The organism is Sulfurimonas sp. (assembly GCF_016744025.1).
Classification (GTDB): domain Bacteria; phylum Campylobacterota; class Campylobacteria; order Campylobacterales; family Sulfurimonadaceae; genus Sulfurimonas.
The window spans coordinates 1-13854 of record NZ_JADGFC010000064.1 but is presented as its reverse complement, the minus strand read 5'-3'; the positions used below and the strand labels follow the sequence as shown (position 1 = coordinate 13854).

The following is a 13854-nucleotide window of genomic DNA, read 5'->3' as shown; positions in this document are numbered from 1 at the left end:
ATTCCACTTACTATAGAGCATAAAGAACGAATAGAAATTCGTGGTGAAGTTGTAATCTTTAAAGATGAGTTTGAAAAGATAAATGAATCAAGATTAAAAGATGGTGAAGCACTTTTTGCAAACCCTAGAAATGCAGCTGCTGGAAGTTTACGACAGTTGGACTCTAGTATCACTGCATCTAGGAACTTAGTTTTTTTACCTTATGGTGTTGGAGAAGACACACTTGAACATAAGCTACTTAGTGAGAAGATGACTTACATCTATGAGCTTGGCTTTAGAAAACCACCTCAAAGTTCTACTTGTAAAGGCTATGATGAGATAGAAGCTATATATGAAGTTATGAAAGATGATAGAGACTCTTACTCAATGATGCTTGATGGAATGGTTATAAAAGTCAATGAAATAGCATCTCAGATTGATATGGGTTATACAGTTAAAAACCCTCGTTTTTCAGTAGCATATAAATTTCCAGCAGTTGAGAAAATAACTACTGTAAAAGAGATTGTACTTCAGGTTGGGCGTAGCGGTGCCGTGACTCCTGTAGCTCAGGTAGAGCCTACAGATATTGACGGTGTTGTTGTTGAGCGTGCAACTCTTCATAATTTTGATGAGATAGATAGAAAAGATATTCGTCTAAACGATAAGGTAATCATTTTAAGAAGTGGTGATGTTATACCTAAAATCATTAAAGTCCTTACTCATGAAAGAGATGGAAGTGAAGTTGCATATCTTCGTCCAACTCTTTGTCCGGTATGTCAGAGTGAGCTTTTAGATGAAGGTGTTTTACTTAAGTGTCAAAACTTAGAGTGTGAGGCTAGGGTTGTAAACTCTATTATTTACTTTGCATCTAAACCATGTTTAAATATTGATGGTCTAGGAAACAAGATAGTAGAAACTCTATTTACTTCTGGATTGGTGAAGAGTGTTGTTGATTTGTTTGATTTGACTTTAGACAAACTATTAGCTCTTGAAGGATTTAAAGAGAAGAAGTCTCAAAACCTTCTAAACTCTTTGGAGTCTTCAAAAGCTTGTGATTACTGGAGATTTGTAAACTCTCTTGGAATAGAACATGTTGGTGAAGTTGCATCTAAGACTCTAAGTGAAAACTTTGGTTCATCTTTTATAGATGCTACAAAAGAGGCAATCATAGCATGTGATGGTATTGGTGAAGAGATGGCTGAGTCAGTTTTAGAGTTTGTAAGAGTAAATCGTGAGACGATTTTAAACTTACAAGGTATTTTAAAACCACTAGAACCTACTAAAAAAGCTGAAGCAGTAGAGAATCCCTTTAAAGGAAAAACTGCTGTTTTAACTGGAACTATGAGTGAATCACGTGGTACTATCAAAGAGAAATTAGAAGAACTTGGAGCAAAGGTTTCAGGTTCAGTTTCTAAAAAGACTGACTTCTTGATTTATGGTGAAGATGCAGGAAGCAAATATGACAAAGCTATAAGTCTTGGAGTAGAGTGTTTAACAGAAGATGAGATGAAAAATAAAATAAGTGAGAATGCCTAAATGAAAATAATTTTATCAATACTACTATTTTGTAGTATTTTACTAGCTGATAGAGATGGTGGTCCATATATAGGTTTAGGATATGGAATGTCAGAATATGTTGATGATGATATATTTCAAGAGATAAAAAAAGATGACTCTGAGACGATGATATTTTATGTTGGAGCTTATATAAATAAAAATTTCTCAGTAGAACTTTCAAAAGTAGAATTTAATTCAGGAAATTCATATGAAGCTGTTAATTGTTCAAGTGTAGACACATCTTTAACTTTTTCATCATTAAATGTTAGTACTTTGGCTCATTATGCTTTTTTTGAAGATAGCTTAGATTTTTATGCAAAATTTGGTGTAGGTGAGATGAGTGCAAGTGGTGTAGGCTCTCCAGGTTTTACTATGATATATGGAGCAGGTGTTGCTTATAGAATCAGTGATGAGATAAGTGTAAAAGCAGCTTATGATAACTATGTAATTGATTATCAAGAAGGCACTACAGAACGTACCATGAATATCAAGCTTATATTTACTGCTATTGAGTATCAATTTTGATGAGACTAGATAACTATCTTCTAGAAAATTCACTAGCTGGAAGTAGAACAAAAGCGCAGACACTTATAAAAAATGGTTTTGTAAGTGTTAACTCTAAAGTGACTTTAAAGAGTGCATTTAAATTACAAGAGAGTGATGAGGTATCTGTAAAAGAGCATAAAGAGTATGTGTCCCGTTCTGCGCATAAACTGAGTTCTTTTTTACAAGAGCTTAAGCTGGATCTAAAAGATGATATAGCCTTAGATATTGGTGCATCTACTGGTGGATTTACTCAGGTACTTTTAGAGTCTGGAGTTAAAGAGGTTAGTGCAGTTGATGTAGGTAAAGAACAACTTCATAAAACTCTACTTGAAGACAGACGAGTGTTATCTTTTGAAAGCTGTGATATAAGAAAGTTTCAAAGTGATAAAATATTTGACATAGTTGTAAGTGATGTAGCCTTTATCTCTCTATTGAATATCTTAGACGATATTGACAGACTAGCATCTAGTAAAATAATCTTATTATTTAAACCTCAGTTTGAAGTTGGACGTGAGGCTAAAAGAGATAATCATGGAGTTGTATTAGATGAGAAAGCTATAAGCAAAGCGATGATAAAATTCGAAGATGCTTGTAAACTCAAAGGATGGATATTGACGCAGAAGTCTCCTTCAAAACTAACAGGTAAAGAGGGTAATCTTGAATACTGCTACTTCTATGAAAAATAGTACTGCCATAGCCATCGGTGGTTTCGATGGTATGCATATAGGTCATCAGCATCTTTTTGCAGAACTAGGTGAAAATGGTACAATCGTTGTTATCGAGACAGGATATGCGAACCTTACACCAAAAGAAGAACGTGAGAATTTTTCTAAACATCATATACTCTATCTTGAACTTGACGAGATTCGTCACTTAAATGGAAAGGGTTTTATATCTCTACTTAAAAGTAAATTTCCAAAACTTCAAAAGATAGTTGTTGGTTATGATTTTCATTTTGGTAAAGATAGAAAATACTCATTTGCAGATTTAGATACTCTTTTTAGCGGAGAGGTGAAAGTTGTTGCTGAAGTTACGCATAATGACGACTCAGTTCATTCTCACAAGATTAGAGCCAAACTTCAAATCAGTGATATAAAAGGTGCAAATGACTTTTTAGGACATAACTATACTATAAAAGGACCTTTAGTCGCAGGACAGGGGATAGGTAAAAAAGAGCTTGTAGCTACTATTAACATAGAAGCACGAGGATTTTTGATACCAAAAGAGGGTGTTTATGTAACTTTGACTCGTATAGACGATGAAGAACATTATCATCCATCAGTATCTTTTATAGGTCACAGGGTTACAACGGATGGCTCATTTGCCATCGAGTCACATATCCTAGATGGCGAAGTATTATGTAATACTAAAGCTAGGATAAGTTTTATCTCTTTTATAAGAGATAATAAAAAGTTTGATTCCATTGCGGAGTTGAAAAAAGCGATACAGAGTGACATCAATATCGCTTCACAAAAATTAAAGTTATTGCAATTATGAGAAAAAGAGAATATTTACAAAGTGTTAGTGGAGATTTAGGATTTAAATTTTATCAAACTCCTACTGATTTTGTTGTTGATGAAATAGCATCTACAGAGTTTAAAGGTAAGGGAAACTATCTAATCCTTCATATTAAAAAAATAGAACTTACAACCTGGGATATGATTGCTATATTCGCAGAATATATGGCAGTCCCTGCACAGAAGATAGGTTATGCTGGTTTAAAAGATAAGCACGCTACAACTACTCAGTATATCTCTGTAGATGCATCTTATGAGAAGTTACTTAAAAAGTTTTACCATAAGCAAATAAAAATACTTAGTACTATCAGACACTCTCACTCTATTCGTATGGGTGACTTAGCAGGAAATAGATTTAGCATAAATCTGCACTTTGTTGATAATATAGATGCAGGAAAAATAGAAAAAGTTGCTAGAAAAATTGCTAAAGATGGTCTACCTAACTATTTTGGTTATCAAAGATTCGGTCGTGATTCAGAAAGTATAAAACAAGCTAAAGAGATGATTCAAGGTGAGCTTTTTATAGAAGATAATAAGATAAAGAAATTTCTTGTTTCTATTTATCAAAGTACATTTTTCAATGATTGGCTAAGAGAAAGAGTTATGCTAACTTTAGACAATGATGAAACTAAGTTTAAACTTCTTGAGGGAGATGTATACCAATCAGCAGATGGTAAATTGTCTACTCCAAAAATTATGCCTAAAAATGAGTATGAGAGTAAAAAGCTAGTTCCAACTGGTCTTTTATGTGGAAGAGATGTCTTTCGTGCACGCTTAGATGCAAGAGAAGTAGAAAAAGAATATGATGATGAATTTTTACAAGATAAAGGTTATAGAAGAGATGCTGTTATCTATCCAAAAGATATAGAATGTAACTATGTTAAAAAACAGACATTTCTTAATATCTCTTTTTCACTTCCAAAAGGTTCTTATGCAACAGTGTTTTTAGAATCATTAGCAGGCAAAAATTATAGTGCAAAAGACGTAAAAGCAAAGAGTAAAAAATAGTAATAAAAGATGAATTTGAAAAAAAACATCTTTTATTATAATAATTTAATGCAAGTTAGATTATAATCACGCAATTAATTTGAGACGAGGGAGTACGCCTATGGGTGATCTATTTTTATTTTTCGGTCTAATATCTCACGATAAGACTTTTATCTACTTAACGCACATGTTATTATCTGCTGGTTTAGCTTTATTACTAGTAAGAGCAGCAATGTCAAATCTTCAACTTGTTCCTAAGGGTGCACAGAACTTAATGGAAGCATACATTGGTGGTGTTCTTCAAATGGGTGTAGATGTAATGGGTACTGAACATGCTCGTCGTTATGTTCCACTTGTTGCTACAATTGGTCTTTTTGTTGCTATTGCTAACTTAATTGGTGTTATTCCAGGTTTTGAAGCTCCAACTGCATTCTTAGAAATGCCTTTAACTCTTGCTCTTGTTGTATTTGTTTACTATAACTTTGAAGGTATCCGTCGTCAAGGTGTTATTAAGTATTTCAAACACTTTATGGGTCCAGTTTGGTGGTTATATTGGTTAATGTTTCCAATCGAAATTGTTTCTCATTTCTCTCGTCTTATTTCTCTTTCTTTCCGTCTTTTTGGAAATGTAAAAGGTGATGATATGTTTTTGATGGTAATCTTAATGTTAGCTCCGTGGATACTTCCAATGGTTCCATTTGCACTACTTACTTTCATGGCATTCTTACAAGCATTTATCTTCATGATGCTTACAACAGTTTACCTTGGTTCTGCCGTAGTTATGGACGAGCACTAAGTCTTAGTAATACAATATGCAAAAAGATAAATTCGATAGAATTATAAGCTTTTTGCTTGGAGCATCATGGGCCATAGTCATTTTTGGTGCTCTTATAACTTTTAAACTCTTCCTTTTTCTTGGTTTATCTTTAGCTCTTTTTATCACAATTATTTTTATTGTTATCGCTTTTTTTATGATTCTAGGATTAGACTCATTTGCTATCAATAGACAAAGACTTGATGAAGCTAAAAAACAGACTGAACTTTTAGAAAAAATTTATTCTACACAAAGTACATAAAACCCTTTAAAGCAAAATTTGGATAAAATAGATAATCAATTATTATTTATCCAAGGAACTATATGTTTGAAGTAGTTATAGGACTTGAAGTCCATGTACAACTAAACACAATATCAAAACTTTTTTGCTCGTGTCCAACGAGTTTCAATCACAAACAAAATACAAATACTTGTCCAACTTGTCTAGCTCTTCCTGGTGCATTACCAGTACTAAATAAAGAAGTTTTACACAAGTCTATTATGTTAGGTACAGCTATAGACGCTACTATAAATCAGACATCATTTTTTGATAGAAAGTCTTACTTTTATCCTGATTCTCCTAGTGCTTTTCAAATCACTCAACTATATACACCAATAGTTGAACATGGCTCTTTAACAATAGACTTTGAAGACGGAACTCATAAAACTATCAGAATTAACCGTGCTCACATAGAAGCAGATGCAGGGAAGAATATACATGATGGTGATATCTCTAAAGTTGATTTAAATCGTGCAGGTACTCCACTTTTAGAAATTGTATCTGAGCCAGATATGAGTAGTGCAGAGGAAGTAACTTTATATCTAAAAAAACTTCACTCTATCATTCGTTACTTAGATATAGGTGACGCAAACATGCAAGAAGGCTCATTTAGAGTTGATGTAAATGTTTCTATCAGACCAAAGGGTGAGAAAAAACTTTATACTCGTGTAGAGGTTAAAAACATCAATAGTTTCAAGTTTATTCAACAAGCAATAGCAGTTGAAGTTGCTAGACAGACTGAAGCATGGGAAGATGGCCTGTACGAGAAAGAGATTTGCCAAGAGACTAGACTTTTTGACCAAGTTAAACAAGAGACTCGTTCTATGCGTGGTAAAGAAGAAGCGGCAGATTACCGCTACTTTCCTGAACCAGATTTACTAAAAGCTGTTGTAAGTGATGAGATGCTAGCGAAGTACTCTAAAATTCCTGAACTTCCAGATGAAAAAATGGCTAGGTTCGTAAGCGAATATGGCATGAATGATTATAGTGCTAGTGTTGTAACTTCAAGTGTTGAAATGGCTCATTTCTTTGAGACTATGATGAAAGAAGGTATTAGTGCTAAAAATGCACTCACCTGGCTAACTACTGAACTTCCAAGTCGTTTAAAAGGTGATGTAAATATTACCAATTCACCTGTAGATGCTACAAAACTTGGACATTTAGTTAAACGTATTGAAGATAAAACTATTAGTGGAAAAGCTGCTAAGGAAGTTTTAGACTATTTAATGGACAATGCCCAAGATGTAGATGCTGCTATTGAAAAACTTGGACTTAAACAAGTAAGTGACACAGGCGCAATTGAAGTAATTTGTGATGAAATTATTGCTGCAAATCCAGAAAAAGTTGAACAATACCAAGGTGGTAAAGAGAAACTATTTGGTTTCTTTGTAGGTCAAGTAATGAAAGCTTCTAAGGGTAGTGCTAATCCACAATCTGTAAATGAAGTTCTAAAATCTAAGCTGGGGTAAATGAACTTGATAAAACGTTTGATTGTAGATTTTGCATATTATTTAAATACATCAAAAGCTTACAAAAAAAATAAACGTTTTTTTTACAATTTACTAGAAAATAGTAACTATAAATATAAAAAATATTTCGATATTTTTATGATTACACTTATTTTTATAAGTGTAATCATCCTCATACGAGAAGTTAAATCTCATGTAAATGACAACCTTCTCTTTTTTAACAACTATATCATTTCTATTATCTTTTTTATTGAATATATGCTTAGACTATGGATTAGTAGTAGTGCAAGTAAAATGATAATTGAGCAGAGTGAACATGATCTTATGCTTGGGGATAAGTTTAGACTTTCTAAGGCCCTTTTTGAAATAACTAAGGCTAAATTAAAGTATATAGTATCTTTTAAAGCAATGATAGATTTACTTGCTATTATTCCATTTTTCCATCAGTTAAGACTTCTTCGTATCTTTATATTATTTAGAGTCTTTAAACTATTTAGATATGCAAAAAGTATTCAGACGTTTACATCTGTTGTTTCAGCTAAAAAGTTTGAGTTTTTAACACTTCTAATCTTTGCATCTATAATAATTTTTGTATCTTCTGTTCTTATATATGTGATGGAAGGAAATAATCCAGAATCTCCTATAGATACTCTCTTTGAAGCCGTTTATTGGTCTATTGTTACTATATCCACTGTTGGTTTTGGAGATATTACTCCTGTAACTCAAGAGGGACGCATTGTTGCAATGTTTGTAATCGTAGCGGGTATTGGTGTTTTTTCATTTACAACTTCACTGATTGTTACATCTTTTACTGAAAAGCTAGATGAAATAAAAGATACAAAAGCTATAGATGATATAGCAAAAATGAAAGAGTTTTATCTTATCTGTGGTTATGAAAATGTTTCTAAAGAAGTTGCAAAAGAGTTAAGTAGAAACAACAAAGTTATTATTCTTGAAGAAGACACTCACAAATATGAGTTGGCAAAAAGAGATGGTTTTATAGCCCTTAACTATGCTCCAGGTTCAATACAAAGTTATAAAAAACTTCGTATTAATATTGAGACTCAGGTAAAAGCTATTCTCTGTCTTAGTCATAGTGATGTTGAAAATGTATATACTGCTTTAACAGTTAGATCTTTTAATAAAGATGTTTTTATTCTTTCTATTTTGAAAAATAAGATGAATAAAAATAAGTTAAACTTTGCAGGAGTAAATGAGCTATTTTATGAAAAAGAATTAGTGGGAATTATTGCTAAAGAGTTTGTAGGTCAACCAGTTGCCTTTGAAGCTATTCATGCTCTTCGCTCAAACTATAATAATATTGATGTTCAAGAACTTCTTATTACCGAGAGAGTATTAAATAACTATATAACAGTTGGAGAACTTGATAATAAAAAATACAGAATAGTACTTCTTGGTGTATACAAGCAAAATAAAAAAAGGTTCTTTTTTAATCCTATCGATAGTACTGTTTTAGAAGTTGGAGATTATATATTGGTTATAGGAAACTCACTATTTTTAAAAGAATTTAGCACACATTTAAATAAAAGAGGTTCAAATGTCAGAGACTAACGCTTTAATATTTGGGCTTAATGATTTTACATATGAGATAGAAAAAAATATATCATCTCATTATAAGAATGTATATATATTTAAGTTAGCAAAAGATGGTGAAAATAGTTTTGATTTGAGTGATGACTGGGATGATTTAAGTAATAGATTTGAGATAAAAGATTGTGTTGCATTTTGTGTATTAGAAGATATGGCAGAAAATATATTTTTAACTATTTCACTTCGTGATTCATTTAAAGATTTAACTATCGTCTCTCTTGCTAATGATAAAGAGAGCTCAGAGAAGCTAAGCCTTGCCGGAGCTACTAGAGTTCTTCCAACAACTCAAACAACAGCAAATGTAATTGTTGAGATGCTAGAAAAACCAATAGTTACAGAAGTTCTGCATGATATCTTATATGAGAAGAGTGCACTTGAGATAGCTCAGATAAAAATAGAAGATCACAGTAGATTTGATGGAAAATATCCTTCAGATATAGAGTGGAGTAGAGATCATGGAATTATTGTTATCTCAGTTGTTCATGAAGATATGAGCAGAGAGTTTATCTACTCATCTAAGGCTAAACATCATATCATCAAAAGTGGTGATATCTTTGTCGTCGTTGGTTTTGATAATGATATAAAAGAATTTAAGAAGTTAATAGGGAGTAGATGTGAGTAAAATTGGAGTTATAGGGGCTGGAAAATGGGGATCGGCATTAGCTTTTGCACTGGGTCAAGAAAATGAAGTTTTCATAACATCTAGAACACCAAGAGATATAGAAAATTTTGTTTCATTAGAAGAAATACTAAAGTTAGAATACTTAGTTATTGCTATTCCTGCTCAACAAATTTCATCATGGTTAAAAGAAAATTTTGTTTTTAATAACCAAAAGATTTTAGTAGCTGCAAAAGGGATAGAAGCATCTACTGGGAAATTTTTAAACGATATTTACAAACATTATGTTCCTGATGAAAACATTGCTTTTTTATCTGGTCCTTCATTCGCAACTGAGGTTAGAAAATCACTTCCTACAGCACTAGTTATTAACTCTTACAACGAAGAACTAAGTTCAAAGTTTTCAACTTTTTTTCCATCTTTTATAAAGACCTACACTTCTACAGATGTTATGGGGGCCGAAGTTGCTGGAGCATATAAAAATGTAATTGCTATAGCTGCTGGAATTTGTGAAGGTTTAGGCCTTGGTAAAAATGCCGCTGCCTCACTTATATCACGTGGATTGGTTGAGATGCAAAGATTTGGTTATGTATATGGTGCTAAAGAAGAAAGTTTTGTTGGACTTAGTGGAGCAGGGGATCTTTTCTTAACAGCTTCATCAACTATGAGTAGAAACTTTCGTGTTGGACTTGGTATTGCAGAAGGTAAAAGCCAAGAAAAGATACTAGAAGAGTTAGGTGAAGTAGCCGAGGGTATTGGAACTACTTACGCTCTTAATAAAATAGCTAAAAATAAAGATCTGTATCTTCCAATTGCAAAAGAAGTCTATGAGATGTTAGAGGGCAAAGACCCTCAAGTGAGTCTAAAAAACTTTTTGTCAAATTGATTTATGTATAAAATAAGAAATAATTTTTTTGTATCTGATTTTATTATAAATGAATCAAATAACATCTCAAAAGAGTTAGATTACAAAAACAATCTCTTTAAAGAATTTAATATATGATTGAAGTTGATTAGATGGAAGCCAAGCAACAATACAAACATAAAACTTTTAATAGTACAGATTTAAAACAAGAAGAAGAATTTTCAAAATATGATGCAATAACTTTTATTGGTTGTACATTTATGGGAAAAGTTGAATTTAAACAGAATACTGATTTGAGATTCTCACATTGTGAATTTAAAAATGAGTGGAAACATATCATATGTGAAAAAATAGTATATTCTAAATGTAAATTTGAAAAATTTGAATATCAAAACATTAGTAAAGAAAAAGATATATCAAAAGATTCACAACTGTTTGATTGTACTTTTACCTCAATAGATTGCGAAGGAATAATTTTTAAAAAGCCATTTATTAAGATTGTAGATGAAAAAAAATCTAAGCATATAGATGTAATAAAGTTTGTTCATTGTGAGTTTGAAGATGATTTTATACTTAAAGTTTCGGATAATAGTGATAGAGACGAATTAATTGAAATTAAATTTGATAGTATAGACTTGACAGACTCAACCTTTCATAAAAAATTTAAAATGCAATACTGTAGTGTTGAAAATGAATCAATACTTTATAATACAAAATTTAAAGACTTAGCGGATTTTTATAAAACAAAATTTAATGAAGTTATATTTGAAAGAACTGACTTTGAGGGAATTTCAGTTTTTAGTAAAGCTAACTTTAATAATGATGTTAATTTTAAATATACAAAGTTTTTAGGTAAATCAATATTCAGAGATACTGTAATCAAAGGTAAACTAAACTTACGAGATGCAATATTTGACGATGAAGCTACTTTTCTTGATATTACAAAAGAAGAACGAAAAGAAGATGATAATAGAGAGTATTATGGTGAACCAAAAGTAATTAATGTAGCTAATAGAGAGACAGCAAGGGTAATTAAAAACTTTTATGATAAATCGAATAATATTATTGAAGCTAATAAGTTTTATGCTTTAGAAATGAAAGAAAGAGAAAAAGAATTAGATAAGGATAAAAAAAGTAATTTTTTTGAGTGGATTGTTATTAAGTTACATGGAGAGTCATCAGAACATTCTCAAAATTGGATGTTGGCATTATTTTGGATAGTGATGTTTAGTATGTTTTATACATATGAATCACATGGTATTCAATTAATGACTTTTTTTATAACTTACTTTAGTATTATTTATATTATTATGTATAAAACTAGAAAATATAATCTATTCACAAAATATTTTAATATATTTATGCCATTTTTATTTGCCATATCTTTATTTTATTTTATTAACATTTGGAAGTTTATAAATATTATTAGTCTATCACTAGTTAATGAAATAGCAAAAAATATATATCCATTTTCAAAAATTGAAACTGATATGACTTTTGGATTATTATTATTCAAAATAACTATGGCATACCTAATCTACCAATTCATAGTCTCAGTAAGACAAAACACTAGGAGAAAGTAATGAGCGAACACAAAGAACAGTTCCAAAAAATAGGGGTTGGTGTACTCATTGCTATCATTGTGTTTGCAATTTCATCAATTGTCTTTAATCCAACTCAGTCTTCACTCTTAGCTCTAATAGCCTTTTTGGTTGTTCTTTGGACAAATGAGGGATTACCTCTTGCTGTTGTATCTCTTCTTCCTATAGTTCTCTTTCCAGCTTTTTCTATTTTGGATACAAAAGCTACTGCTGTTAACTACTCACATCCTATTATTTTCTTATTTTTAGGTGGTTTTTTATTGGCTATTGCAGTGGAAAAAACAAGTCTTCATACTTGGATAGCAGATAAGATGCTATCTTTATTTCCAAATACTCCAAGAGGAATGATTTTTTCTTTGGCTATTACATCGGGACTTCTTAGTTCGATTTTATCAAATACAACAACAACACTTCTTCTTATGTCTATTGCTCTTTTTATCACAGATGATGTAAAGTTAAAACTTAGGTTCGCCCTTGCAATTGCTTATGGTGCTAGCGTTGGTGGGATTATGACTCCTATTGGAACTCCACCAAATCTTATCTTACTAGGTATCATGTCAGATAAAGGAATGGAGACTATACCATTCTTTCAGTGGGTCTGGATGGTAGCTCCACTTGCCTTTATTATGTTTGTAATAGTAAGTATGATTCTTAGTTTGGGAGTTTCAAATACTCCTATAAATAGAGATGGAGAAAAAGTACCATTAAACACAGTTCAAAAGAAAGTTTTATACATTATAGGAGGACTAGTCTTATTACTACTTCTAAACGCTCCTATGAAGCCATTTTGGGGAGGACTAGGTCTTAGTGAAGCTGGCATCTTATTGGCTGCAGGGCTTATTCTTTTTATGCCACCTTTTAATATACTAGAGTGGATGGATGATAAGGCAAAAATCCCATATAGAATTATGTTTTTATTTGGTGCAGGTTTTTCTATTGCAAAAGCTTTTAGTGCAACAGGTCTTGCATCTGAGGTGGCATCTTATCTTATTGTTATGACAGAACTTCATCCTATTGTCCTACTCTTTGCAGTTGCCATGCTTATAACCTTCACAACAGAGATAACATCAAACACGGCACTTATATCTATCATGCTTCCAGTAATCTACTCAGTGGCTCAGCAGACAGGAATAAACACTACTTTATTTATGATGGTAGCAACACTTTGTGCTAGTTATGCTTTTATGCTTCCAATAGCAACTCCACCAAATGCAATAGCTATGAGTAGTGGCGTTGTTGATGTTAAGAGTATGATTAGATACGGGATAGTTTTAAATCTTGTAGGAATATTTTTGATAGTTATGATAGCAGAGTTTTTTTGGAAAGGTATTCTTAGTTAAGATTTAGATTATGATAGAATTGCACAAAAAAAGGTATAAAAATGATAGTACATATAGTAATGTTAAAATTTAAAGACGAAAATAAAGAAGCAAATATACAAGAAGTAAAGAAAAGACTAAATACTCTAGTAGAACTAATCCCTGCTCTTAAGACAATGGAAGTTGGAGTTGACTTTGCTCAGTCTGAAAGATCATTTGACCTTTCTCTATACAGTACATTTTTGAATAAAGAAGATCTTCAGACTTATGCAGTTCATGAAGAACATGTAAGTGTTGTAAAACTTATAAAAGCAGTTACACTTGAATCTAAAGTTGTTGATTATATTTTATAAAAATATATTAATGAAGCAATAACTTTTAGTATTCCCATCATTCAGATGGGGATACTTATAGGTACTACTTTTCCCCTCTTATATTTACTCTCCGTTCAAAGCATACAAATAACAAAGGTTCTAAATGTTAAACAAGTATAGATCAAAATTAAAATCAATCGACAAGGGCGTTGTATTTATGCTTTTAAGTGCTCTGATTGCCACTATAAGTGGAGCAGTAGCAAAAGTATTGTCTGAGACTATAATGAACCCCTAAAACTGAACCAGTAAAATTTGTTTTCTTATTTCAAAAATGATAAAATTGAAATAGAAAATATAGGGATTAAATATGAGTGTA

General features: G+C 31.6%; 15 protein-coding genes. All 15 read left to right on the top strand.

Features of this window, described 5'->3' with window-relative positions:
• The coding region (gene ligA, locus QZZ48_RS09770) for an NAD-dependent DNA ligase LigA (protein WP_294964984.1) at nt 1-1515 on the top strand (1515 nt) is incomplete at its 5' end.
• Nucleotides 1516-2061 (top strand): outer membrane beta-barrel protein, encoded by a 546-nt coding sequence (locus tag QZZ48_RS09765; RefSeq protein WP_294964981.1) that lies wholly within the window; start codon nt 1516-1518, stop codon nt 2059-2061.
• A complete protein-coding gene (locus QZZ48_RS09760) occupies nt 2061-2768 on the top strand; it encodes a TlyA family RNA methyltransferase (RefSeq protein WP_294964990.1) in 708 nt (235 codons plus the stop codon). The genes QZZ48_RS09765 and QZZ48_RS09760 overlap by 1 nt, the downstream gene beginning before the upstream one ends.
• A complete protein-coding gene (locus QZZ48_RS09755) occupies nt 2758-3579 on the top strand; it encodes a bifunctional riboflavin kinase/FAD synthetase (RefSeq protein WP_294964987.1) in 822 nt (273 codons plus the stop codon). Before QZZ48_RS09760 ends, QZZ48_RS09755 begins: the two co-directional genes overlap by 11 nt.
• Entirely contained in the window at nt 3576-4607 is a 1032-nt protein-coding gene (locus QZZ48_RS09750) for a tRNA pseudouridine(13) synthase TruD (protein ID WP_294964979.1), read from the top strand. The genes QZZ48_RS09755 and QZZ48_RS09750 overlap by 4 nt, the downstream gene beginning before the upstream one ends.
• A gap of 100 nt (nt 4608-4707) precedes the next feature.
• Entirely contained in the window at nt 4708-5382 is a 675-nt protein-coding gene (locus QZZ48_RS09745) for a F0F1 ATP synthase subunit A (protein ID WP_294964976.1), read from the top strand.
• 16 nt (nt 5383-5398) lie between these two features.
• Nucleotides 5399-5662 (top strand): hypothetical protein, encoded by a 264-nt coding sequence (locus tag QZZ48_RS09740; RefSeq protein WP_294964974.1) that lies wholly within the window; start codon nt 5399-5401, stop codon nt 5660-5662.
• Nucleotides 5663-5724: 62 nt separating this feature from the next.
• Nucleotides 5725-7149 carry an Asp-tRNA(Asn)/Glu-tRNA(Gln) amidotransferase subunit GatB gene (gene gatB / locus QZZ48_RS09735; RefSeq protein WP_294964971.1) on the top strand — a complete coding sequence of 475 codons (1425 nt, stop codon included), beginning with the start codon at nt 5725-5727 and terminating at the stop codon, nt 7147-7149.
• Nucleotides 7150-8721, top strand: a complete 1572-nt coding sequence (locus tag QZZ48_RS09730) for an ion transporter (RefSeq protein WP_294964969.1) — start codon at nt 7150-7152, stop codon at nt 8719-8721. It abuts the gene before it with no gap.
• The gene (locus QZZ48_RS09725) at nt 8708-9382 is read left to right on the top strand and encodes a TrkA C-terminal domain-containing protein (RefSeq protein WP_294964966.1); all 675 of its coding nucleotides are present in this window, start codon (nt 8708-8710) and stop codon (nt 9380-9382) included. Before QZZ48_RS09730 ends, QZZ48_RS09725 begins: the two co-directional genes overlap by 14 nt.
• Complete coding sequence (locus QZZ48_RS09720; RefSeq protein ID WP_294964963.1) at nt 9375-10265, top strand: NAD(P)H-dependent glycerol-3-phosphate dehydrogenase; 891 nt, start codon at nt 9375-9377, stop codon at nt 10263-10265. The genes QZZ48_RS09725 and QZZ48_RS09720 overlap by 8 nt, the downstream gene beginning before the upstream one ends.
• A gap of 131 nt (nt 10266-10396) precedes the next feature.
• Nucleotides 10397-11827, top strand: a complete 1431-nt coding sequence (locus tag QZZ48_RS09715; RefSeq protein WP_294964960.1) for a pentapeptide repeat-containing protein — start codon at nt 10397-10399, stop codon at nt 11825-11827.
• Complete coding sequence (locus tag QZZ48_RS09710; RefSeq protein ID WP_294964957.1) at nt 11827-13185, top strand: DASS family sodium-coupled anion symporter; 1359 nt, start codon at nt 11827-11829, stop codon at nt 13183-13185. The genes QZZ48_RS09715 and QZZ48_RS09710 overlap by 1 nt, the downstream gene beginning before the upstream one ends.
• A 41-nt stretch (nt 13186-13226) precedes the next feature.
• The gene (locus QZZ48_RS09705) at nt 13227-13517 is read left to right on the top strand and encodes a Dabb family protein (RefSeq protein WP_294964954.1); all 291 of its coding nucleotides are present in this window, start codon (nt 13227-13229) and stop codon (nt 13515-13517) included.
• Nucleotides 13518-13641: 124 nt separating this feature from the next.
• The gene (locus QZZ48_RS09700; RefSeq protein WP_294964951.1) at nt 13642-13773 is read left to right on the top strand and encodes a hypothetical protein; all 132 of its coding nucleotides are present in this window, start codon (nt 13642-13644) and stop codon (nt 13771-13773) included.
• The last annotated feature ends 81 nt before the right edge of the window (nt 13774-13854 follow it).

What these genes read in the sequence shown, in the direction of transcription:
- QZZ48_RS09765 (WP_294964981.1), top strand. Translation starts at nt 1,516, where the DNA reads ATGAAAATAATTTTATCAATACTACTATTTTGTAGTATTTTACTAGCT.
- QZZ48_RS09760 (WP_294964990.1), top strand. Translation starts at nt 2,061, where the DNA reads ATGAGACTAGATAACTATCTTCTAGAAAATTCACTAGCTGGAAGTAGA.
- QZZ48_RS09755 (WP_294964987.1), top strand. Translation starts at nt 2,758, where the DNA reads ATGAAAAATAGTACTGCCATAGCCATCGGTGGTTTCGATGGTATGCAT.
- QZZ48_RS09750 (WP_294964979.1), top strand. Translation starts at nt 3,576, where the DNA reads ATGAGAAAAAGAGAATATTTACAAAGTGTTAGTGGAGATTTAGGATTT.
- QZZ48_RS09745 (WP_294964976.1), top strand. Translation starts at nt 4,708, where the DNA reads ATGGGTGATCTATTTTTATTTTTCGGTCTAATATCTCACGATAAGACT.
- QZZ48_RS09740 (WP_294964974.1), top strand. Translation starts at nt 5,399, where the DNA reads ATGCAAAAAGATAAATTCGATAGAATTATAAGCTTTTTGCTTGGAGCA.
- gatB (WP_294964971.1), top strand. Translation starts at nt 5,725, where the DNA reads ATGTTTGAAGTAGTTATAGGACTTGAAGTCCATGTACAACTAAACACA.
- QZZ48_RS09730 (WP_294964969.1), top strand. Translation starts at nt 7,150, where the DNA reads ATGAACTTGATAAAACGTTTGATTGTAGATTTTGCATATTATTTAAAT.
- QZZ48_RS09725 (WP_294964966.1), top strand. Translation starts at nt 8,708, where the DNA reads ATGTCAGAGACTAACGCTTTAATATTTGGGCTTAATGATTTTACATAT.
- QZZ48_RS09715 (WP_294964960.1), top strand. Translation starts at nt 10,397, where the DNA reads ATGGAAGCCAAGCAACAATACAAACATAAAACTTTTAATAGTACAGAT.
- QZZ48_RS09710 (WP_294964957.1), top strand. Translation starts at nt 11,827, where the DNA reads ATGAGCGAACACAAAGAACAGTTCCAAAAAATAGGGGTTGGTGTACTC.
- QZZ48_RS09705 (WP_294964954.1), top strand. Translation starts at nt 13,227, where the DNA reads ATGATAGTACATATAGTAATGTTAAAATTTAAAGACGAAAATAAAGAA.
- QZZ48_RS09700 (WP_294964951.1), top strand. Translation starts at nt 13,642, where the DNA reads ATGTTAAACAAGTATAGATCAAAATTAAAATCAATCGACAAGGGCGTT.